Origin of the sequence: Anaerostipes rhamnosivorans (assembly GCF_005280655.1) — a bacterium.
Classification (GTDB): domain Bacteria; phylum Bacillota; class Clostridia; order Lachnospirales; family Lachnospiraceae; genus Anaerostipes; species Anaerostipes rhamnosivorans.
Map to the genome: position 1 here is coordinate 247755 of NZ_CP040058.1, position 21047 is coordinate 268801.

Sequence of the window (21047 nt, forward strand, 5' to 3'; positions counted from 1 at the left end):
AAGAATGGTACTTTCAGCAGTTTTAGTAGCTTTGCTGGCAACAATGGGGCAATGGTGGTTTTTCGGCCCGGTGACAAAATGTCTGGTATATCCGCTGACAACCGGGCTTCTGACAGGAATCTTCATGGGAGATCCCATGACAGGAATGCTTGCCGGGGCCAACATCCAGCTGATTTATCTGGGATGGATCTCCGCAGGGGGAACTATGCCGAGCAATACCATCGTGGCGGGCATCTTCGGAACGGCAATGACAATTCTTTCAGGGGCGAGTCCCACAATGGCAGTTACCTTTGCGATTCCGTTTAGCATGTTCGGGCTTTTGCTGAACCAGATCTATATGACGGTAAATTCCTTCTGGATTCACAGAGCCGATGCCATGCTGGACAATGGAAATATCAACGGAGTACGGTGGATGAATTTTCTGCCCTCTTGTCTGGTGGCGTTCGTATTATACGGCATTCCCGCTTTTGCTCTGGTCATGTCAGGGAAATCGTGGGGTACGGCATTGATCAATGCCATTCCTAAGAGTCTTGTATCCGCGCTGCAGGTTGTGGGAGGGATCATGCCTGCACTTGGAATTGCTATGTTGCTTAACTATCTTGGAAAGAAAAAATTGGTCCCTTACTTTTTTGCAGGATTTTTCCTTACCATCTATCTAAAACTGGATATCATGGCCATCGCAATCTTTGCGGCAATCATTGCAATCGTCATGTTTATGTCCGATAATAAAAAAGAAGAAGGAACGAAAAAGGTAAAACGCCTGACCTTGAAAAAGAACGAAGAACGTGCAGATTATACTGAGGAGGCTTCTGTAAAGGATTATAAGAAGAAGCTTTCAAAGAAGGACCTGGTTAAAACCTGGATGGCCACTACCAGCACAGAAGCCTGTTATAATTATGAGCGCCTCCAGGCCCTTGGTATTGCAAACCTGATGCTCGGTCCGATCAAGCGTCTCTATGAATCAAGCGAGGACCGTGTAAGGGAGTTAAAGAAGTATATGGTATTTTATAATTCTGAGGTTTTTACCATCGGGCCGATCATCAACGGCATCACGGTTTCTATGGAGGAGGCACGGGCAAACGGAGAGAGTGTGTCTGCAGAAGATATTAATTCCGTCCGCACCGGTCTCATGGGGCCGGTGGCAGGAATCGGAGATACGGTTATGCAGGGAATCCTGTTCCCGATTTTAGCGGGTATTGGCTGCACCATGGCTCTGGACCGGAATTACATCGGACCTGTTTTCTTCACTATTTTATTTGAAGTCCTGATCTTTACCTGTGGTTACTTCATGTTTATGAATGGTTACAAATACGGGAAGTCAACACTGCTGAAAATCCTGAAAAATGGTGTTATTGATAAAGTTACCAATGCATTCAGCGTTGTAGGGCTGATGGTTGTGGGATGTATGGCGGCTACAAGGATCACAGTCAACACTCCATTTAAGGTTTCTGTTGGAAGCGGAGTGGTGAAGTTCCAGGAAATCCTCAATTCACTGCTTCCGGGATTGATTCCTTTAGTCATCACACTGGTCGTATGGAAACTAGTTTCTAAGAAGATCAATGTCACATGGATTGTAGTGGGTATCTTTGTCATTGGAATTGCAGCATCATATTTAGGACTTCTGGGATTTGTAGGATAGAAGGAGAGGAATCATGATACATATCATTTTAGTAAGCCACGGACATTTCTGCCAGGGACTTCTGGAGAGTTTAACCATGGTGGCAGGGGAACAGGAGGCAGTTTCGGCTGTCCCTCTTCTTCCAGGAGAGGCGCCGGAAGCCTATCGGGCAAAGCTTTTAAAGGAAATCGAGGAACATGAGTCAAAAGAAGGGACCCTAATTTTATCGGATGTGACCGGGGGAACACCGTTTAACAGCACTGGATATTTAGCAAAAGACCATAAGATCGGACTTGTCTCAGGCATGAACATGCCGATGCTGATCACGCTCGTGTTTGCAAGGACTGGGGAGAGTACACTGGACGAACTGATCGGAGCTGCCACATCACCGGAGGCACTGGCAGTGAAAGGAATGAATTTAAGTGAAGGAGGTAAGAAAAAGCATGGAAAACTTAGTCTTAACAAGAATTGATGACAGACTGATCCACGGGCAGGTAATGACCGCATGGATTAAGCAGAAAAACGCAGTACAGGTGATCGTGGCAGACGACGAAGTGGCGGAAGATGATTTTATGATTAATGTGCTGGAGATGGCGGTGCCGGATGAGATCGCCATTGGGATCTTTAACCGGCAGGATGCGGCAGAGTTTATGAGCCAGGGACTAGATGCCCCTACGATTCTTCTGGTAAAGGGACCGGAAATCCTCAATTATCTTGTGGATCATGGAATAAAGATCGACGAGATCGACGTGGGTGGAATGGGAGCAAAAGAAGGAAGAAGCGTGCTGTATAAAAATATTTCCACAAACCCGGATGAGAACAAAAACTTTATGGAACTGATCGAAAAAGGGGTCAACGTTTTTGTGCAGGTGATGCCTCAGGATAAGCAGGTCAGCATTGCAGAGTATATAAAAAAATAAAGGAGGTTTTACGATGAATACGGAGAGATTAGATGACAAGGTAACCGTGATCACCGGCGGCGGAAGCGGAATGGGAGCTGCCATGGCAAAAGAGTTTGCAAAGAGAGGTGCAAAGGTTGCAATCTTTGATCTGAATGAAGAAAAATCCCAGAAGGTCGTTGACGAGATCCAGGCATTTGGAGGGACGGCGTCTTTTTACAAGACTGATGTGACCGTGAAGGCACAAATTGATGAAAACACATGCAAAGTCTCAGAGGAATATGGTAGAATCAATTCATGGATCAACTCCGCAGGATTTTCAAAGATGGCTCCGTTTCTGGACAGCAGCGAGGAGCTTTGGGACCTGACGATCAATGTCAATTTGAAGGCAACCTTTTTATGCTGCCAGGCAGCAGTCAGGGAGATGCTTGGCCACGGCGGGACGATCATCAATATGTCCTCATTGTCCGGAAAGAAGCCAAGCTCCTGGCAGACGATTTACTGTGCAAGCAAATACGGAGTGCAGGGACTGTCCCAGTCCATCGCGAAAGAGTTCGCGGACGAGGGGATCCGGGTGAATACCATTTGTCCGGGGATTGTGCCTACTGAAATGTGGGAAAAATTAAAGTACGAATATGCGAAAAAACGTGATCTTGATCCGGAAGAGGTACTTCCGTATTTCAAGAAGAATATTCCGATGCACAAGCTGGTGGATCTGAAAAATGTCACAGATGCGGCGATCTTCTTAACTACGGACAGTTCCAGCTATCTGACCGGACAGTCCATCAACCTGGTCGGAGGAGAGTTGATGGAATAATTTTAGAAATATAGTTGCAGAGAGGTGTAAGCGATGAAACATGAATTGGATTTCAGCGGCAGGGAACAGCTTTACTATCAGATTTATGATTTTATGTATCAGGATATTGTAAGCGGGAAGTATCAGATCGGAGACCTGATACCTGCGGAAAGTGAAATGATGGCCAGCTACAAGGTCAGCCGGGCCACGGTCCGCAAGGCTATGGACATGCTGGCAGACGAAGGGTTGATCGAGAAGAAGCGTGGACACGGCACCTATGTGAAAAGCCTGAAGGCAAAAAGTGATAACCAGAAGATTGTCAATTTTTTAAGAGAGCACCGGGAAGAAACAAGAGTTGCCTCCAAAAAGGTTCTAAATCAGACCGTTATAGAGGCGGACAGTGAAGTTGCAGAGAATCTTCATTTAGAAGAAAAGGCAAAGGTGATTAAGCTGGAGAGAATCCGGTATGCTGACGACAAACCTATGTACATTGAGATCAATTATTTAGACCACCAGTGGGTTCCTGAAGCTATGGAGAGGGATTTCTCCAAGGAATCCCTGAGAGTCTATTATGTGAACCACTGCCATATCAAGCTTGCTAAAGCTGAGGAAAAGATCTATTCAATCCTGGCAGACGAGCGGACGGCCAGGCTGTTAAAGATCGAAGAAGGGGCACCGCTCATTTATGTGAAACGTATCTCGTTTGACGAAGAAAACATTCCAAGAGAATATGTAGAAGCTTATTACCGGGCAGATACCTACTATCTGACAGTTGAATTGGCACTATAAAGACAGACTGTCGTTTTAAAACGGCAGTCTGCTTATTTAGGAGATGTTTATGAAAAAGACGATCATTCTTCTTGCCGGATATCCGGCAACAGGGAAGACATATTTGTGTAATCAGATCCTTGGCAGACACAGCGGTTTTATTGTTGTGTCCCAGGATGAGATCAAGGAGGAGCTGTGGGACCGTTGGGGTTTTGACAGCCTGGAAGAGAAAACGGCATTGGAAGAAAGAGGATGGAAGATTTATTATGAAACATTAGGGGCTGGGATGCGTAAGGGGCAGATAATCATTTCTGACTATCCGTTCAGTGAGAAGCAGAAAGGGAGGCTTGAGGAACTGACTGAACAATATGGATATCAGGCTGTTACGATCCGGCTGCTGGGGGACATTGATGTTCTATACCAAAGATCCAGGGAAAGAGACTTAGATCCCTCCAGGCATTTGGCACATCTGGTGACCAGATATCACTTAGGAGATGTCATGGAGGACCGGTCCAAGGCCGATGCCTTGTTGTCATATGAGACGTTCAGAGACCGGTGTGAACATAAGGGGTATGATAAGTTCCTTCTGGGAGAACTGCTGGAACTGGATGTTACGGATTACAGTTCCATAAATTACAATAAAGTATTAGACCGTATAGATAAGCTGTTAGAATAACTACTGATTTGACAAAATAGAAAGATGCAGGGATACTTATGATAACGAAAACAATCAAATGTTTTGACATAGCACAGATTTGTGATTCCGGCCAGTGTTTCCGTATGCTTAAGAAGGATGCTCAGACATATTCAGTCATCGCGGGGGACAGGCACCTGGAGGTGGCTCAAAAGGGGGACCAATGTATTTTTTACTGTGAAGAAGATGAGTTTGAAAGCTTCTGGAAGGGTTATTTTGATCTGGACACAGATTACATAAAGTACAGAGAGTCCATCGACCAGCAGGACAAATATCTGAAAGAGGCTTCGGAGTTTGGCTCTGGCATCCGTATTCTGAATCAGGATCTGTGGGAAATGATTGTTTCTTTCCTGATCTCGCAGCAGAATAATATTATTCGTATCCGCAGATGTATTGATAACATCTGCGAAAAATATGGGGAAGAAAGGAAAGACGCAAACGGGCATATCTATTACACTTTTCCCACGCCAAAGTCCATGGCATGCCTGCCGGAGGATGCATTAAAAGAATGCAATCTGGGCTACCGGAGCAAATATGTAGTCCGTACGGCTAAAAGTGTAGCAGATGGGGAAATTGATCTGGATGAGATTCGGCACATGAGTTATGGTCAGGCGAAGGAAGAGCTGATGAAGCTGTACGGGGTAGGTGAAAAGGTAGCAGACTGTATTTGCCTGTTTTCCCTGCACCATTTTGAGGCATTCCCGGTGGATACGCACATCAGGCAGGCACTTGACGGATATTATCCAGAAGGTTTCCCAATGGACAGATATAAAGGGTGTGAAGGTGTGATGCAGCAGTATATTTTTTACTATGAACTGATGGGAAAGAAAATAGGATAGGGTTTACCTTATCCAGGAGTTGATATGTTATACGACAAAGATATCCGGGAGCCTCTTTTTGATTTCCTGGAGGAGCGGCATGGGAAAATCAGAATCATCGAGGAAAAGCAGATGGGACGTTCCCGTGCTGATATTGTTATGGTCACGGAGTATGCTGTCTATGGCATCGAGATTAAAAGTGATGCTGATTCCTATGCCAGGCTGTCACGGCAGGTGAAGGATTATGACCGGTTCTTTGATTATAATTATGTTGTTGTGGGTTCCAGCCACGCACTTCATGTAGAAGAGAAGGTTCCAGAGTGGTGGGGAATTATCACTGTGGAAGAGATCGCAGGGGAGGTTGATTTTTACTTACTCCGGGAGCCGGGAATAAACAAGAAAGTTATATGGAACAAGAAGCTGAGTCTTTTGTGGAGGCCAGAGTTAGTACATATTCAGGAGTTAAACCAGCTTCCTAAATATAAGCAGAAAAGCAAGATATTTGTCATTGATAAGATCGTTGAGAAGGTACCGCCTGAACAATTGGGGAGACAGATCTGCAGTGAATTATTTGAACGGGATTACAATGAAATTGAAACTATGATCCGTGAATATAAGGCAGGAAGAACTTAAGAGAGAGTGGTCATTATACCTTGCCAATAAAAGAACTTGCATATTCTCTCAGGCAGGACTATAATAACTTCCATAAAAGAAAATTAAATGTGAAAACACGATGATCAGGACAGAGAGCATCCTTTAGTCTTTGCAGAGAGCCGGCGGCTGGTGAAAGCCGGAAAGAACGGGAAGCCTTACATCACCTGGGAGTGGCTTGAGTGAAGTAAAAGAGTAATTTAAGACGGGAGCTCCCGTTACAGAGCCGGATATTGTCAGATATCCAGAGTGTGCATGATTGTGCAAAAAAGAGTGGTACCGCGGATGATAGATTATTTCGTCTCTTTATGTTTTCGGACATAAAGAGACTTTTTTTTATGTCATAGGAAATTCCTACGGAACCTCCTATGACATAAAAAACGCTCCGCGAGGATCGCACTGCGGCGGTAAGGATTTATGTCGCCAATGCGACCCGCCGCAGGCGGAGAATCCCGCTTGTGGGATTCTTTCTTGTTCTGTAGCTACGCCGGGAAAGGAGTTTTATTTATGGGTTATTACAGTGTAAATTTACCAAGTTATACAATAGGAGAGGGGTGTTACGGCGAGATTCCGAAGACTGCGCGTTTTCTTGGAAAGACCGCGGTTGTCATCGGCGGAAAGACTGCTATGGCAAAGGCCAGGGAAAAGCTTTTAGAGGGAGTGGAAGATTCTGATATGGAAATCTTGGATTTTGTCTGGTACGGGGGAGATTCTACTTATGAGAACGGAAATGCGCTGATGCAGCTAGAAGCAGTAAAAAAGGCAGACATGGTTTTTGCCGTGGGAGGCGGACGTGCATGTGATACGTGCAAATACCTGGCAAATGAAATGGATAAACCGTTATTTTGTTTTCCTACAGTGGCTTCTAACTGTGCTGCTGTTACGGCGATCTCCGTAATTTACAATCCGGATGGTTCTTTCAAGGAATATTACTATCCGAAAGTGGCGGATCATACATTTATAGAATCATCTATTATTGCGGATTCTCCGGAAGAGCTTTTATGGGCAGGGATTGGGGATGCCCTGAGCAAGGAATGTGAAGCAGTGTTCGCATCCAGGGAAGATGAATTGTCCCATACACCTATGATGGGCGTACAGCTCAGCCGCATCTGCACCAGCCCCCTAGTTGAATATGGAAGACAGGCACTGGAGGATCTAAAGAATAAACAGGTTTCTTACGCACTGGAGCAGGTAACACTGGATATCATTATAAGCACAGGTCTGGTATCCAATATGGTCAGCAACGCACCTCATTATTATTATAATTCCAGCCTGGCCCATTGTGTATATTACGGGTCTACGGTTACAAAGGGCGGCCACCAGCACCTTCATGGAGAAGTGGTATCTCTTGGTGTTCTGTGTCTCTTGACATTTGCAGAAGAGCTTGAGGAGAGAGAGCGGATTGCCGGATTCAACTTAAGTATGGGGCTGCCGGTATGTTTTGATGATATTGAAGTTTCGGAGGATGAATTTGAGGCGATGGCAGAGAAGGCCATAACGACCACAGAATGGGAATTTCGTCCGAAAAAAAGCGGGGTCACAAAAGAGAGTTTTATTCGATGTATGAGAGAGACAAATAGGTATGGAAAAGCATTGAAAAAAAGAATGAATTAGAGAAATTACAGAAATAATGTCCATATTCAACGGAACATCTTGAAAAGACCAAGAAAGAGTTGTAAAGTAGAGCTTATCGATGAATGACAGATAGCTCTGCGAAGCTTAGGAGTAGAAGAAATGATTGAGATTAACCAGGACGAATATGACGCATTGACAGAATATATTCAGAATAGATATGGGATGAAGCTTTCTAACAAAAAGAACCTGATCCAATGTAGGATTCAGCATGAATTAGAAAGGCTTCATCTCACTGATTTTTTAGCGTATATGAAGGCGGTACAGGAAGATCCGGAGGAAGAACAGAAGCTGATTGACTTGACTGCCACCGGTTATACTTATTTTATGAGGGAGAGCGGACAGTTCCGTTATCTTGAACAGGAGGTTCTAAAGAAGCTGAAAAACAGCACAGAGGATGAGTCATTCCGTATATGGAGCGCAGGATGTGCTACCGGAGAAGAGTGTTATACCATCGCTATTACCGCCGAAGAGTGCAGGAGACGCGGATGGAAGCTTCCCAAGATCGAGATCACAGGAACTGATATTGCCAGGCACGAGCTTACACAGGGCGAGGAAGGCAGGTATCTTCCAAGACAGCTGGTAAAAGTTCCGGTAGACTGGAAGATGAGATATTTTCAAAAAGATGGCAGCGCATATGCGGTTATACGGCAGCTGAAGGAGATGGTACAGTTCCGTTACCATAATCTTGCGGAGCTTCAATGGCCTGAGAACCAGTACGATGTGATATTCTGCCGGAATGTGATCGTCTATATGGATATTCAGAAGAAAAAAGAAATCCTGAAAGGTCTGTATCAAAGCTTAAAACCGGGAGGATACCTGTTTCTCGGAAATGGAGAGATTATCCGTCCGGGACATGGGAAATGGGAGTTCTTAGGGCACTCTGTATATCAGAAGAAATAAAATGAAACACAGCCTCAGATAGAAAATCTGGGGCTGTAATTATATGGTTCATCGTATTTTTACCTTGAGGTTTGCGTGGTCTTCTTGATAAGGTATAATAAGTAAGACAAGTTATTATGAATGTAGAAATGAGTATAGTATGAAAAGATTAGTGATCGGAATTTTGGCCCACGTGGATGCGGGTAAGACAACACTCTCGGAGGGGCTTCTCTATGAGAGCGGAAGTATCCGCAGTATGGGCCGGGTAGACAATAAGGATGCTTTTTTAGATACCCATGAGCTTGAAAGGGACAGAGGGATCACCATATTTTCAAAACAGGCTGTGTTTGCCTTTGAAGATATGGAAGTCACTCTTTTAGATACGCCGGGACATGTGGATTTTTCTGCGGAGATGGAACGGACTTTGCAGGTATTGGACTATGCGGTCCTGGTGATCAGCGGGGCTGACGGGGTACAGGGCCATACCCAGACACTCTGGCGTCTGCTCAAAAAATATCAGATACCGGTATTCTTGTTTATCAACAAGATGGACCAGGACGGGACAGATAAAGAACTGCTTTTGGAAGAGTTAAAAAAATACTTGGATGAAGGCTGTGTGGATTTTTCCATGCAGGATGGCGGGAATTTTTATGAGAATATCGCGGTCAGCGATGAAAAGCTTCTGGATGAATATTTGGAGTCAGGGAAGATATACACCGGCGGCGTGAGAGAAGTGATTTCAGAGAGAAAGGTTTTTCCATGCTTCTTCGGTTCGGCGTTAAAATCAGAAGGTGTTCACGAATTCTTAAAGGGGATTGAGACCTATACCAGAGAGATTGAATATCCTGCGGAGTTTGGTGCGAAGGTATTTAAGATTTCCAGAGACAGTCAGGGGAACCGCCTGACGCATCTTAAGATCACAGGAGGAGTGCTGAAAGTAAAGGCAGTTTTAAAAAGCGGTGATGAGGAGGAAAAGGTCAATCAGATCCGCATATACTCCGGAGAAAAGTATCAGACGGCAGATGAAGCACAGGCAGGTACAGTGTGCGCGGTCACGGGGCTTACAAAAACCAAGCCGGGTCATGGATTCGGGATGGAAGAGGGTGGTTTTGAACCGGCATTGGAACCTGTCCTGACTTATAAGGTCATCCTGCCGGAAGGGACCAGTGCCAGCGTGATGCTGCCCAAGTTAAGACAGCTTCAGGAGGAAGAGCCGGAGCTTCACATTGTGTGGAACGAAGAACTCCAGGAGATTCAGGTGCAGATCATGGGAGAGGTGCAGCTGGAAATATTAAAGAGCCTGATCGAGGAAAGGTTTGATACTTCTATAGAATTTGGAACCGGAAATATTGTCTATAAAGAGACCATTAATAACACAGTGGAAGGTGTGGGGCATTTTGAACCCTTGAGGCATTATGCGGAAGTACATCTTCTAATGGAGCCATTGGAGCCGGGAAGCGGCCTTCAGTTTGATTCTTCGTGCAGTGAAGATATGCTGGATAAAAACTGGCAGCGGCTGGTCCTGACGCATTTACAGGAGAGGGAGCACCCGGGTGTGCTCACAGGTTCGGCGGTCACAGATATGAAGATCACTCTGGCAGCGGGCCGTGCCCATCTAAAGCATACAGAAGGAGGGGATTTCCGCCAGGCTACCTACAGGGCAGTGCGCCAGGGACTGAAACAGGCAGAGAGTGTGCTGTTGGAGCCGTACTACGAGTTCCGGCTGGAAGTGCCTCAGCAGATGGTGGGACGGGCTATGTCGGATATTGAGCGGATGTCTGGCAGTTTTGAGAATCCCCAGACGGAAGGGGAGATGTCAGTATTGGCCGGAAGCGCGCCGGTATCAGAAATGTGCGATTACCAGAAGGAAGTCATCGCCTATACAAAAGGACAAGGGCGTCTTTTCTGTACTTTAAAGGGTTATGAGCCATGCCACAATGCCAAAGAGGTGATTGAAAAGGTTGGTTATGATTCTGAGAGAGATGTAAAGAATCCTACAGGATCTGTTTTTTGTTCCCACGGGGCAGGATTTACGGTGAGCTGGGACCAGGTGAAGGACTATATGCATCTGGACAGCCAGTTAAATTCAGACGGCGGAAATCTTAACGAAGATGATACGGTACGGCAGACGTACACAGAAGAGGAATTCATCGACACAGAAGAGATTGACCGGATCATTGAGCAGACGTATTTTGCAAACAGAAAGCAGAAGAGCGGGTGGAAGAAAAAGAAACTGGAAAGGACTATTGAAGATTATAAGAGTTCTGTATCCAGGGCAGCGGTCAAGAAAACTTCAGGGAAAAAGTATCTGCTGGTGGACGGTTATAATATCATTTTTGCCTGGGATGATCTGAGGGAACTGGCAAAAGCTAATATTGACGCGGCAAGAGGAAAGCTTTTGGATATTATGAGCAACTATCAGGGGCTTAGGAAATGTGAACTGATCGTTGTTTTTGATGCGTACCGGGTGGCAGGACACGATACGGAAATTCTGGATTACCATAACATTCATGTGGTTTATACGAAGGAAGCCGAGACTGCCGATCAATATATAGAAAAATTTGCGCATGAACACGGACGAAAATATGATGTGACAGTGGCGACCTCCGATGGGCTGGAACAGATCATCATCAGGGGACAGGGATGTTCTCTGCTTTCCGCCAGAGAGCTGCTCGAGGAAGTAAATTTGGCAAGCCAGAAACTACGGGAGGAATATCTCGACAAACAGAAAAAAGAACGCCGTTATCTTCTGGATTCTGTGTCAGAGGAGGAGCGGGAAAAACTGAGGAATCTGAAGGAAACCAATGAATGACAGAGGACTGCCGATGGAATTTAATGAAAAACTACAACAACTGAGAAAGAAAAGCGGACTTACGCAGGAGCAGCTGGCCGAACAGCTATATGTATCAAGAACAGCAATATCTAAATGGGAAAGCGGAAAAGGCTATCCGAATATAGAGTCGTTAAAGTGTTTATCAAAGTTTTTTTCAGTATCCATTGATGAATTACTATCAAACGATGAACTGATAACTCTTGCAGAATGTGAGAACCGTTCTAATCTGAAGAAGATTTACAGACTGATCAGCTCAACGATCGATGTATTGGCGGTGGCCTTTATTGTACTTCCGATTTATGGAAAGCTTGAAGGCGGCCATGTTTATTCTGTGAATCTCCTGACAAATACGATGACATCAAATATCAACAGCTTTATTTATTGGGCCATATTTTTATGTATGATCGGAATTGGGATTTTGAGATTAACCCTGATTCATTTTGAAAGAGAAACATTTTATAACGTTGCCACAAAAATCTCACTTGTGCTGGGGGCGGTTGCGGTCTGCCTTTTTGCCGCTGCGAGGGAGCCCTATGTAACAATCTTGCTATTCTTGTTTTTTGCAGCAAAGACATTCATACAATGGAAACAGATCCAGATAAATAGCTGAAACCCTTTAAAAAGGCCTTTGACACAAAACGTGTCGGGGCCTTTTTGTCATTGTGACGGCAGGTTTCGTGCACTTTTGGATGCATGGATAGATAATTAAACTGCAGCTTGAAAATATATGGTTACAGTAAAAGAAAGGAATATCTACTATGCAAAAAGAATCAAGAAAAAGAACCATTATAACAGGAATCCTGTTTCTAGTTTTTCTGCTTTTCACGGTTATGGTGAAGACAATCGACGTACAACCAGTTGGGCCTGAAGGATCTTTCGTTGGATTTGCCCATATAAATCAATTTGTGTTTGAGTTATTCGGCGTGAACCTGCTTTGGTACAGCATCACTGACTGGCTGGGAGCAGCAGCCATAGCAGTATCCCTGGGTTTTGCGGTCATGGGATTGTCCCAGCTTATAATCCGAAGGGATATCCGGAAAGTGGATGCCAGGATATTATTGCTTGGTGTATTTTATCTTATCGTCGTTGTTTTTTATTTTTTCTTTGAACGGGTGATCGTCAATTACAGGCCGGTCCTGCTTTCTGGGAGTTTAGAAGCATCTTTTCCATCCTCTCATACAATGATTGTAATCTGTATCATGGTCACGGCTATGCTGCAGTTCCACCACTATCTGCGGCATAGGAAAATATGGCTGTGGGCAGCAGACTCAATCTCTGTTTTGATAATCATTGTTACAGTGATAGGCAGGCTTGTGTCGGGAGTACATTGGTTCACTGATATTGTGAGTGGTGTTTTACTCTCAGCTACATTGATTTCACTCTACTGCACTGCTTTAAAATATTTCGGGGAAAGTAAATAAGGAATGGATATGCTGTTGAAGAGAGATTCTCTAGCGTTCATAAGTTTGTAGACTTTTAATTTTCTAAGAAAATAAGTTGAAAGCTATAAATTAATTGACATTGTAGTTTTAAATATCTATACTATTCCTATAGAAATAGTATAGATATTATACTTTGGAGGTGACAGTATGCGTCAGATTTTATGCTTTGGGGATTCAAATACATATGGGCTGATACCTGGAACGGAAGGCCGATATCCGTGGGGAGTGCGGTGGACCAGTTTGTTGGAGGAGATGGTGAATCCGTCCCAATACCGGATTGTGGAGGAAGGCCTCTGTGGACGCACAGCGGATTTCAGTGACCTGAGCCGTGCAGGGAGGAAAGCTACCGATTCTTTTTCTATGATCTTAGAGAGCCATCAGCCGCTGGATACTGTAATCTTGATGCTTGGAACCAATGACTGCAAAAAGGTATATGATGCATCAGAATATCAGATTGGGAAAGGTTTAGAGAAGCTGTTAATAAAGATCAGAAACCATTCAGATAAAACAAAAGTGCTGATCGTGTCACCAATTGAACTTGGATTAGAAGTAGAAGAAAAAGATCCAGAATTTGACCGGAAATCTGTGAAAACATCAAGACGGCTGAAACATGTATACAGGAAGCTGGCAGAGAAATACGGGTTTGAATTTCTGGCAGCATCTGATTACGCACAAGCCAGTGAGAAAGATCAACAGCATTTAGATGAATATGGGCATCAGAAGTTGGCAACTGCCATTTTTAAAAATATTTTTGCTAAGTAGATATTGTACCTTATCGTGGGAAGCACGCCCACTCGGCTCTGGAAAGGCCTCCTTCCAACAATGGAGAAAAACTCTTGGAGGTGGCATACTTTTCTATTGTTCTGTAAAAGAAAAATCCGACATAGCCGGATTTGGTAGTGATAACTATGCAATTATTGTTTATCAAGAAAAAGAAAGATACAAAGCAGGAAGAAACGACATTTCAATACAACACTTGTTTTTGTTTATCCAACGTTTTTAAGCCGTTTCTTTTTTTTATTATAGTCAGTTTTCATGATAAGATCAATGTTTCCGTTTGTTTTTCCCAACCGATCCCCCTTTTTTTGCTTTACCTTTGAAATTGTCTTCAATCCACCATTCTAAGTAGTTTTGTTGCCTTTTTATAGATTAGAGGTTGGGAAACTGTTACATTTTTTGTTTCCGAAGCCTATTCACTAAAGGACTTTGCTGGTATGTGTTTCTAAGAAGGAGTACTACAAAGCAGAAGATGTCCTCCCGTTATAATTATTCCTCGTGGCCGTAAGAAGGCCTTTCCAGAGCCGTTTGGAGTTTATAGAGGATAACTTTTTTGTTCTTGACAGGCTAGCGGTTACTAGCTATACTTGTTGTAACAAGGCTAGTAACCGCTAGCTTGATTTATTCCATAGGAAAGTTCTGCGAACCTCCCTATGGAATAAAAAAGCCCTGCGGGCATTATGCACACAAATGCGTGAGGTAACTATTTGACTGTGTCAAATCGCATTTGGCGCGCAAAGTTGCCAAGCCCCTCAAAGAGTGAGGGGTTGGGGTGTTGAAGTGGGCTTGCCCACTTTGTTCTTTCACAGAAGGAGGGCAGGTTTATGGAAGAGTTTCAGTTAGAAGAATACTTGAGCAACGGGGTAGAACGGATTCTTCGGAATATTGTTAAAATGTCAGATCCAAAAGGAAGTCTTTTTCTTCTAAAATTCATGGCTGCAGAAAAAAGGGCCAGAGTCATAAGGGAAAAATCAGAGATAAGGGGAGAGCATATCCCTCCATTCCTGATTGCCAGCATTACCAGTAAATGCAATCTTCACTGCAAGGGATGTTATGCCAGGGCAAATGGGGCTTGTAAGGAAGGCTTTGATTCCAAGGAGCTTACAGGGCGGCAGTGGGGAGACATATTCGGGCAGGCGGAGAGGCTGGGCATCAGTTTTATCCTGCTGGCAGGCGGGGAACCTCTGATGCGGAGAGATGTGATAGAGGAAGCGGGAAACCACAAGGGAATACTTTTCCCGGTGTTTACTAACGGAACCATGTTTGACGACGATTATTTTAAAATGTTTGCGGAAAAGAGAAACTTACTGCCGGTTCTGAGCATAGAAGGGGACAGAGAGCAGACTGACGCCAGGAGGGGATCCGGGATCTATTCCGTTCTGAACCAGACGATGAAGAATCTTAAGAAAGACCGTCTTTTATTTGGAGTATCGGTCACGGTAACCAATGAAAACCTGCAGGAGGTTACATCGGAGGAATTCCTTGACAGGCTGGAAGAAAACGGATGCAAAGCCGTAGTTTATGTGGAGTATGTGCCTGCGGACGGCAAGACGGAATATCTGGCGCCGGGAGAAAGGGAGAGACAGGAATTTGACAGGAGGCTTCTGAAGCTGAGAAAAAAACAGGAACATATGATGTTCATCTCTTTTCCTGGAGATGAAAAAGCTTCGGGAGGATGTCTGGCAGCAGGCAGAGGATTTTTCCATATCAATGCGGCAGGCGGGGCGGAACCTTGTCCATTCTCTCCTTATACAGACACCAATTTAGTACATACAAGTCTCAGGAAAGCGTTAAGTTCCCCCTTGTTTTTAAAACTGCGGGGAAGCGGCAGTCTGGAGGAATTCCACAGCGGGGGCTGTGCTCTGTTTGAGAAGGAACAGATGGTAAAAGGCTTGCTTAAGGGGGAAGAATTATGACCACAAAAGAGCGGATCATTGAAGAAGCGTTGACGCTGTTTGCAGAAAAAGGATATCAGGGAACTAGTGTAAAAAATATCGCGGATGCGGTGGGTATTAAAGACAGTTCATTATATAAGCATTTTAAGAGTAAGAAAGCAATATTTGATACCATCGTTCAGGAAATGTCAGTCCGCATGGAGCGTATGTCCAGGGAAAACGGCCTGCCCGATGAAAAAGACATGGATGAAGCTGCCGAGCTTTACGGCAGTATCAGCGAAAATGGACTTTTGATGCTGAGTGAAAGAATTTTCCTGTTTTATTTGAGAGATGAGTTTGCGGCCCGATTCCGGAGAATGCTTGTGATCGAGCAGTACAGGGACAAAGAGGTCTATGAAGTCTACCGGGGTCTTTTTATGGATGCGGCGATCTCATATCAGACGGAATTATTTGCTGAAATGATCAAACGTGGAGTGTTTGAGGGAAAAGACCCGGAGGCTATGGCGGTGAATTTTTACGCACCGATCTTTTTCCTTCTGAACAAATACGATCAAGAACCGAGCAGGGAGAAAGAGGCGCTGAGAGCTCTCAGAAAGCAGGTGCTGGAATTTTCAAGACTTTATAAAAAGAGGGTGGAAGACAAATAATCCGTTTTCCACTCTTTTTATGTTGAAATAAGTATCGTTTGGATTTAAAATAACGATAGTTATATAACAAATGTTATTTTAGAGGAGGTTGATATGCCGAGACAGAGAATCACAAAGGAACTGATATTAACAAAGGCCTTTGAACTTGCCAGAGAGCAGGGGTATGAGGCGGTCAATGCCAGGAGTGCAGCCAAGCGGGCAGGCTGTTCGGTCCAGCCTATCTACAGCTGCTATGAAAATATGGAGGATCTGATGGGAGAGCTGTTTTCTTATACAAAACAGTTTCTTGGAAGATACATTGAAGAACATGCAGATAAAAGAAACTTTTTTGAATCTATAGGCCTGTGCCATATAAGCTTTGCAAATGAGGAGAAGTATCTGTTCCGCCTTTTGTTTATGTCACCCTATGTGGAAGCAGAAAATTTTCAGGAATTTTATGCCCGGTTTATGGTAGATGGGGTTGAGGAAGAGATACAGGAAAACCTGGGGATTTCCAGGCAGCAGGCAAGAGAGCTTTATCAGCAGATGATGATATATACTCATGGGATCGCCTCCATTATTGCCACGGATGCTGCAGCTATCCCGTATGAAGAGGCCCATAAAATGATTGATGTGGCGTTCTGGGCGTTTTTGGCCCGGATCAGAAAGGAGAAAGATGAAAGTAATCATTCATGATTTAGAAGAAAAAGAGCGGAATCGGCTTGTTCCCGGAGAATCTGAGGATATAAAGCTGGTTGGTAAAGAGGGAGAGATCCGAAATTGCATTGGCTGTTTTGGGTGTTGGGTCAAGACGCCCGGGAAATGTGTCATAAGAGACCAGTATGGGGATATGGGTGAGCTGCTTTCTGCGTGCGATGAGGTTGAGATCATTAGCCAATGCTGTTATGGGGGCTACAGCCCTTTTGTGAAAAATGTTCTCGACCGGAGCATTCCTTATGTGCACCCCTATTTTGTTATTAAAAATGATGAAATGCATCATAAACAGAGATATCAGAAGACATTAAAACTGACCGTAAGGTTTTATGGAGAACAGATCACAGAGGATGAAAAGAGCATTGCGTCAGAGTTGGTGAAAGCCAACGCAGTCAACTTGTACGCAGATGTTCAAAACATTCAGTTTGCTGAAACACCGTCCCAGTTAGGAGGCAGATGAGTATGAAGATTGTAGGAATCAATGGAAGTCCAAAGTATTCGGGAAGCAGTTCGGAGATTATTTTGAAAGAGCTGGAAGCTCTGCTGACGGGACATGAGTATTCAGGGATTTCTGTCCGCAAACCGGAGATAACAGAAGAGATGAAAAACCAGATCTTAGACTGTGACATCCTGGTCTTTGCGTTTCCTCTCTATGTGGACAGCATTCCATCTCAACTGACAGCGGCTTTACAGCAGATGGAAAGTATTTTAAGAGATGCACAGACAGACAAGATGGTGTATGCTGTTGTAAACTGTGGGTTTTATGAGGGCAGGCAAAACCACATTGCCCTAAAGATGATGAAGTGTTGGTGCCTGAAAGCGGGCCTCTCCTGGGGACAGGGTCTGGGGATTGGCGGAGGAGGCATGATTCCAATGTTTACAGATATCCCGGAAGGAAAGGGGATAAAGAAGGGTTTCTCAGAAGCCCTGAAAGAGCTTGCGGAAAATATCACAAAAGGAGGCAGAGCAGAGGACCGCTTTATCTCGCCGGGTATCCCAAGAATCATGTATAAATTGGCAGGGCAGATGGGATGGAGAAAGCAGATCAAGGACAATGGACTGCCGGTAAAAGAGCTGTCCAGACAAATTTCACGGTAAGCATCTTCATGGAGGATGGAAGGATGAGAAGAAAAGACAGGGAAGTCATAAAGGATGAGGAAATCGACAAGATCATTTCAAACTGTTATTGCTGCAGGCTGGGATTTCAAGACGAGGGAAATATTTATATGGTACCTTTAAGCTTTGGGTATGAGAAAAACAACGGCAGGAGAATTTTTTATTTCCACAGCGCTAAAGAGGGAAGAAAGATTGATCTGATTCGCAAAAACCATTATGCTGGGTTTGAACTTGATACAAATTACAAACTGAAGGAAGGAACGAAGGCCTGCAGTTATTCCGCACGGTTTCAAAGCGTGACGGGCAGCGGTAAGGTGGAGTTTATCGATGATCCGGAAGAGAGGAAAAAGGCACTCCGGGCTGTCATGTGTCAGAATACAGGAAAAGAGGAATGGGAGTTTTCTGAGGAAATGCTGGACGTGGTCTGTACATTTAAGCTGGAAGTTGAGGAATTATCTTGTAAAGAACATCTCTAAACCGGAATTTTATGATTGTAAAAAAATTCTAAATAATGAAGATCTATATTTCATGTGAGGGAAAAGTGTTATATAATAATAGTATTCGTTGAAAACAACCAACCATGGAGAATGAATATGGACACGATAAAGTATTTAACAGAAGAAGTACAGAGATTTTGTGAGGACCGGGATTGGGACCAATTTCACGGACCCAAGGACCTGGCCATCGGGCTTTCCACAGAATCCAACGAACTGCTGGATTTGTTCCGTTTTAAGTCTGAGGATCAGATGCGGGAGATGATGAGACCGGGAGCTTCTAGAGAGCATATATCAGAGGAGCTCGCTGATGTGTTCTTTTTTCTTCTGCGTTTTTCCCAGATGTATGGATTTGATCTGAAGGACTGCCTCATGGATAAATTAGACAAAAACGCAGAGAAATATCCGGAGGATCAAGTAAGGGGGAAAAATCTTAAGTATACGGAGCTTGTCCGCGAAAGATAAAACGGGGATTTTCTCTATGAGCATAGATCACAGACAATGGATTTAGAAGGAAAGGCAGCTTATGCAGAGTGCACACGGCTTATTAAAACAATATTTTGGATATGATGATTTTAGAGAAGGGCAGAAGCCTTTGATTAACGCAGTTCTGGAAGGTCAGGATGTATTGGGCATTATGCCCACTGGAGCAGGGAAGTCTCTTTGTTTTCAGATTCCGGCGTTGTTGATGCAGGGGATTACACTGGTGGTCTCTCCGCTGATCTCTCTTATGAAGGATCAGGTGGCAGCGTTAAATCAGGCCGGAATTCATGCAGCCTTTTTGAACAGTTCGCTGAGTATGGGTCAGTACAGGAAGGCTCTCAGCCTGGCCAGGGAGGGCCGATATAAGATCATTTATGTGGCGCCGGAGAGGCTTGAGACAGAAGGGTTTCTGCAGTTTGCCCTTTCCCCGGAAGTGGAGATTTCCTTTTTGGCCATTGATGAAGCCCATTGTGTTTCCCAGTGGGGCCAGGATTTCCGGCCCAGCTATTTAAAGATCCTTTCTTTTTTAGAGAAACTGCCGTCCCGGCCAGTGTTGGGCGCATATACTGCCACGGCTACGGCGGAGGTAAGGGAAGACATCCTGGATATTTTAAAGCTTAGAAGTCCCTTGGTTTTGACCACAGGATTTGACCGGAGCAATCTGTTCTTCGGAGTGAAAAAGCCCAGGGATAAGTATCGGGAGTTGGAAACCTATATAAAAGAAAAAGAGGAGAAGATGCCGGGCAGCAGCGGTATTGTTTACTGTCTTTCCAGGAAAAATGTAGAGGAAGTCTGTTACCGGCTCAGAGAAGCTGGTTTTTCTGTGACGAGATATCACGCAGGGCTGGCAGATGCAGAGCGGCGGGAAAACCAGGATGATTTTATCTATGACAGGAAACAGATCATGGTAGCAACCAATGCGTTCGGAATGGGAATTGATAAGCCGGATGTGAGGTTTGTGATTCACTATAATATGCCGAAGAATATGGAGAGCTATTATCAGGAGGCCGGAAGGGCAGGCAGAGATGGGGAAGCGGCAGAATGTATTCTTTATTTTGGGGCTTCGGACCAGAGGACCAACCGTTTTTTGATCGAAAGCGGAGAAGAAAATGAAGAACTGGACCGGGAGGCCAGGAGAATCATACTGCAGAGGGACTTGGAGCGACTTCAACAGATCACATTCTACTGTGCCACTAGTGAATGTCTGCGGCATTATATTTTAGATTATTTTGGGGAAGAAAGCGGCACGGAGTGCGGAAACTGCAGCAACTGTCTGGAAGAATTTGAATTTGCAGATATGACGGAGCAGGCAGAGAAGGTGGTCCGATGCATTCAGGACTGCCAAAGAAGCTTTGGTATCAACCTGATCGTGGATGTTCTGAGAGGGGCAGATAACCAAAAGATTCGCCAAAGGGATCTGAATGAAAATCCAGAATATAAGTCTTTATCTGATATGACAGTGCCGAGACTGAAGCAGCTGTTGAACGAGATGATTATGCAGGGATTTTTGGCTTTGAGTAATGATGATTACCCGGTGTTGGAACTGACTGATAGATCGGATGAACTTCTTGAAGGAGCCAGATTAACGATAAAGGTTTCCAAGAAGGAGGAGAAACAGCCGCCGAAATTCAGAAAGAAGAAGGCCGGTGCCGTTTCTGCGCTGGCAAAGGAGGATGTGGAATTGTTTGAAGAACTGCGCAGTCTCAGGATGGAGATCGCAAAAGAGGAAAAAGTTCCGCCTTATATGGTATTCTCGGATAAAACACTGGCAGGCATGAGTTCGGAGAGGCCGCAGACCTTGAATGAAATGCTGGAGGTAAGCGGAGTAGGACAGTTTAAGCTTGAGAAATACGGAGAGCGGTTTCTGGAGGGAATTAAACTGTTTGCTGAAAAAGAAGAGTAAAAAGTA

22 protein-coding genes and 1 other annotated feature are annotated in these 21047 nt (G+C 44.5%); all 22 genes read left to right on the forward strand.

Annotation, left to right across the window (positions count from 1 at the left end):
• Nucleotides 1-4 precede the first annotated feature (4 nt).
• The 22 genes from AR1Y2_RS01210 to recQ all read left to right on the forward strand — a co-directional run bounded on the left by AR1Y2_RS01210 (nt 5) and on the right by recQ (nt 21041).
• Nucleotides 5-1639: a PTS system mannose/fructose/sorbose family transporter subunit IID gene (locus AR1Y2_RS01210; protein ID WP_137327323.1), complete on the forward strand. Its 1635-nt coding sequence runs from the start codon at nt 5-7 to the stop codon at nt 1637-1639.
• Nucleotides 1640-1652: 13 nt separating this feature from the next.
• The gene (locus AR1Y2_RS01215; RefSeq protein ID WP_137327324.1) at nt 1653-2090 is read left to right on the forward strand and encodes a PTS sugar transporter subunit IIA; all 438 of its coding nucleotides are present in this window, start codon (nt 1653-1655) and stop codon (nt 2088-2090) included.
• Nucleotides 2062-2538, forward strand: coding sequence for a PTS sugar transporter subunit IIB (locus tag AR1Y2_RS01220; RefSeq protein ID WP_137327325.1), 477 nt, complete (start codon nt 2062-2064; stop codon nt 2536-2538). The genes AR1Y2_RS01215 and AR1Y2_RS01220 overlap by 29 nt, the downstream gene beginning before the upstream one ends.
• A 13-nt stretch (nt 2539-2551) precedes the next feature.
• A complete protein-coding gene (locus tag AR1Y2_RS01225) occupies nt 2552-3334 on the forward strand; it encodes an SDR family NAD(P)-dependent oxidoreductase (RefSeq protein WP_137327326.1) in 783 nt (260 codons plus the stop codon).
• Nucleotides 3335-3367: 33 nt separating this feature from the next.
• The gene (locus AR1Y2_RS01230) at nt 3368-4102 is read left to right on the forward strand and encodes a GntR family transcriptional regulator (protein WP_137327327.1); all 735 of its coding nucleotides are present in this window, start codon (nt 3368-3370) and stop codon (nt 4100-4102) included.
• A gap of 49 nt (nt 4103-4151) precedes the next feature.
• Entirely contained in the window at nt 4152-4757 is a 606-nt protein-coding gene (locus tag AR1Y2_RS01235) for an AAA family ATPase (RefSeq protein ID WP_137327328.1), read from the forward strand.
• 38 nt (nt 4758-4795) lie between these two features.
• Nucleotides 4796-5614, forward strand: coding sequence for a DNA-3-methyladenine glycosylase family protein (locus AR1Y2_RS01240; RefSeq protein WP_137327329.1), 819 nt, complete (start codon nt 4796-4798; stop codon nt 5612-5614).
• 24 nt (nt 5615-5638) lie between these two features.
• Nucleotides 5639-6226, forward strand: coding sequence for a sce7726 family protein (locus AR1Y2_RS01245; RefSeq protein WP_137327330.1), 588 nt, complete (start codon nt 5639-5641; stop codon nt 6224-6226).
• Between the two features lie 91 nt (nt 6227-6317).
• Nucleotides 6318-6553, forward strand: a binding site (T-box leader).
• Nucleotides 6554-6751: 198 nt separating this feature from the next.
• The gene (locus AR1Y2_RS01250) at nt 6752-7858 is read left to right on the forward strand and encodes an iron-containing alcohol dehydrogenase family protein (RefSeq protein WP_137327331.1); all 1107 of its coding nucleotides are present in this window, start codon (nt 6752-6754) and stop codon (nt 7856-7858) included.
• A gap of 120 nt (nt 7859-7978) precedes the next feature.
• A complete protein-coding gene (locus AR1Y2_RS01255; RefSeq protein WP_137327332.1) occupies nt 7979-8779 on the forward strand; it encodes a CheR family methyltransferase in 801 nt (266 codons plus the stop codon).
• A gap of 139 nt (nt 8780-8918) precedes the next feature.
• Nucleotides 8919-11570 carry a translation factor GTPase family protein gene (locus AR1Y2_RS01260; protein WP_137327333.1) on the forward strand — a complete coding sequence of 884 codons (2652 nt, stop codon included), beginning with the start codon at nt 8919-8921 and terminating at the stop codon, nt 11568-11570.
• Between the two features lie 13 nt (nt 11571-11583).
• The gene (locus AR1Y2_RS01265; RefSeq protein ID WP_137330159.1) at nt 11584-12201 is read left to right on the forward strand and encodes a helix-turn-helix domain-containing protein; all 618 of its coding nucleotides are present in this window, start codon (nt 11584-11586) and stop codon (nt 12199-12201) included.
• 148 nt (nt 12202-12349) lie between these two features.
• On the forward strand, nt 12350-13012 hold the full coding sequence (locus tag AR1Y2_RS01270; RefSeq protein ID WP_137327334.1) for a phosphatase PAP2 family protein: 663 nt from the start codon (nt 12350-12352) through the stop codon (nt 13010-13012).
• A 168-nt stretch (nt 13013-13180) separates the two neighbouring features.
• Nucleotides 13181-13795, forward strand: coding sequence for a GDSL-type esterase/lipase family protein (locus tag AR1Y2_RS01275; RefSeq protein ID WP_137327335.1), 615 nt, complete (start codon nt 13181-13183; stop codon nt 13793-13795).
• Nucleotides 13796-14634: 839 nt separating this feature from the next.
• Complete coding sequence (locus AR1Y2_RS01280) at nt 14635-15726, forward strand: radical SAM/SPASM domain-containing protein (RefSeq protein WP_137327336.1); 1092 nt, start codon at nt 14635-14637, stop codon at nt 15724-15726.
• Nucleotides 15723-16352 (forward strand): TetR/AcrR family transcriptional regulator, encoded by a 630-nt coding sequence (locus tag AR1Y2_RS01285; protein ID WP_175403554.1) that lies wholly within the window; start codon nt 15723-15725, stop codon nt 16350-16352. The genes AR1Y2_RS01280 and AR1Y2_RS01285 overlap by 4 nt, the downstream gene beginning before the upstream one ends.
• Nucleotides 16353-16445: 93 nt before the next feature.
• Nucleotides 16446-17027, forward strand: coding sequence for a TetR/AcrR family transcriptional regulator (locus AR1Y2_RS01290; RefSeq protein ID WP_137327338.1), 582 nt, complete (start codon nt 16446-16448; stop codon nt 17025-17027).
• A complete protein-coding gene (locus AR1Y2_RS01295; protein ID WP_137327339.1) occupies nt 17008-17505 on the forward strand; it encodes a flavodoxin family protein in 498 nt (165 codons plus the stop codon). Before AR1Y2_RS01290 ends, AR1Y2_RS01295 begins: the two co-directional genes overlap by 20 nt.
• Nucleotides 17506-17507: 2 nt before the next feature.
• Complete coding sequence (locus AR1Y2_RS01300; RefSeq protein WP_137327340.1) at nt 17508-18143, forward strand: NAD(P)H-dependent oxidoreductase; 636 nt, start codon at nt 17508-17510, stop codon at nt 18141-18143.
• A 23-nt stretch (nt 18144-18166) separates the two neighbouring features.
• Complete coding sequence (locus AR1Y2_RS01305) at nt 18167-18637, forward strand: pyridoxamine 5'-phosphate oxidase family protein (protein WP_137327341.1); 471 nt, start codon at nt 18167-18169, stop codon at nt 18635-18637.
• 117 nt (nt 18638-18754) lie between these two features.
• Nucleotides 18755-19120: a nucleotide pyrophosphohydrolase gene (locus tag AR1Y2_RS01310; RefSeq protein WP_137327342.1), complete on the forward strand. Its 366-nt coding sequence runs from the start codon at nt 18755-18757 to the stop codon at nt 19118-19120.
• Between the two features lie 61 nt (nt 19121-19181).
• Nucleotides 19182-21041, forward strand: coding sequence for a DNA helicase RecQ (gene recQ, locus AR1Y2_RS01315; protein ID WP_137327343.1), 1860 nt, complete (start codon nt 19182-19184; stop codon nt 21039-21041).
• Nucleotides 21042-21047: the final 6 nt, after the last annotated feature.

Bases quoted from the DNA above. Each gene is read 5' to 3' on its own strand.
- AR1Y2_RS01210 (WP_137327323.1), top strand. From the start codon at position 5: ATGGTACTTTCAGCAGTTTTAGTAGCTTTGCTGGCAACAATGGGGCAA.
- AR1Y2_RS01215 (WP_137327324.1), top strand. From the start codon at position 1,653: ATGATACATATCATTTTAGTAAGCCACGGACATTTCTGCCAGGGACTT.
- AR1Y2_RS01220 (WP_137327325.1), top strand. From the start codon at position 2,062: ATGGAAAACTTAGTCTTAACAAGAATTGATGACAGACTGATCCACGGG.
- AR1Y2_RS01225 (WP_137327326.1), top strand. From the start codon at position 2,552: ATGAATACGGAGAGATTAGATGACAAGGTAACCGTGATCACCGGCGGC.
- AR1Y2_RS01230 (WP_137327327.1), top strand. From the start codon at position 3,368: ATGAAACATGAATTGGATTTCAGCGGCAGGGAACAGCTTTACTATCAG.
- AR1Y2_RS01235 (WP_137327328.1), top strand. From the start codon at position 4,152: ATGAAAAAGACGATCATTCTTCTTGCCGGATATCCGGCAACAGGGAAG.
- AR1Y2_RS01240 (WP_137327329.1), top strand. From the start codon at position 4,796: ATGATAACGAAAACAATCAAATGTTTTGACATAGCACAGATTTGTGAT.
- AR1Y2_RS01245 (WP_137327330.1), top strand. From the start codon at position 5,639: ATGTTATACGACAAAGATATCCGGGAGCCTCTTTTTGATTTCCTGGAG.
- AR1Y2_RS01250 (WP_137327331.1), top strand. From the start codon at position 6,752: ATGGGTTATTACAGTGTAAATTTACCAAGTTATACAATAGGAGAGGGG.
- AR1Y2_RS01255 (WP_137327332.1), top strand. From the start codon at position 7,979: ATGATTGAGATTAACCAGGACGAATATGACGCATTGACAGAATATATT.
- AR1Y2_RS01260 (WP_137327333.1), top strand. From the start codon at position 8,919: ATGAAAAGATTAGTGATCGGAATTTTGGCCCACGTGGATGCGGGTAAG.
- AR1Y2_RS01265 (WP_137330159.1), top strand. From the start codon at position 11,584: ATGGAATTTAATGAAAAACTACAACAACTGAGAAAGAAAAGCGGACTT.
- AR1Y2_RS01270 (WP_137327334.1), top strand. From the start codon at position 12,350: ATGCAAAAAGAATCAAGAAAAAGAACCATTATAACAGGAATCCTGTTT.
- AR1Y2_RS01275 (WP_137327335.1), top strand. From the start codon at position 13,181: ATGCGTCAGATTTTATGCTTTGGGGATTCAAATACATATGGGCTGATA.
- AR1Y2_RS01280 (WP_137327336.1), top strand. From the start codon at position 14,635: ATGGAAGAGTTTCAGTTAGAAGAATACTTGAGCAACGGGGTAGAACGG.
- AR1Y2_RS01285 (WP_175403554.1), top strand. From the start codon at position 15,723: ATGACCACAAAAGAGCGGATCATTGAAGAAGCGTTGACGCTGTTTGCA.
- AR1Y2_RS01290 (WP_137327338.1), top strand. From the start codon at position 16,446: ATGCCGAGACAGAGAATCACAAAGGAACTGATATTAACAAAGGCCTTT.
- AR1Y2_RS01295 (WP_137327339.1), top strand. From the start codon at position 17,008: ATGAAAGTAATCATTCATGATTTAGAAGAAAAAGAGCGGAATCGGCTT.
- AR1Y2_RS01300 (WP_137327340.1), top strand. From the start codon at position 17,508: ATGAAGATTGTAGGAATCAATGGAAGTCCAAAGTATTCGGGAAGCAGT.
- AR1Y2_RS01305 (WP_137327341.1), top strand. From the start codon at position 18,167: ATGAGAAGAAAAGACAGGGAAGTCATAAAGGATGAGGAAATCGACAAG.
- AR1Y2_RS01310 (WP_137327342.1), top strand. From the start codon at position 18,755: ATGGACACGATAAAGTATTTAACAGAAGAAGTACAGAGATTTTGTGAG.
- recQ (WP_137327343.1), top strand. From the start codon at position 19,182: ATGCAGAGTGCACACGGCTTATTAAAACAATATTTTGGATATGATGAT.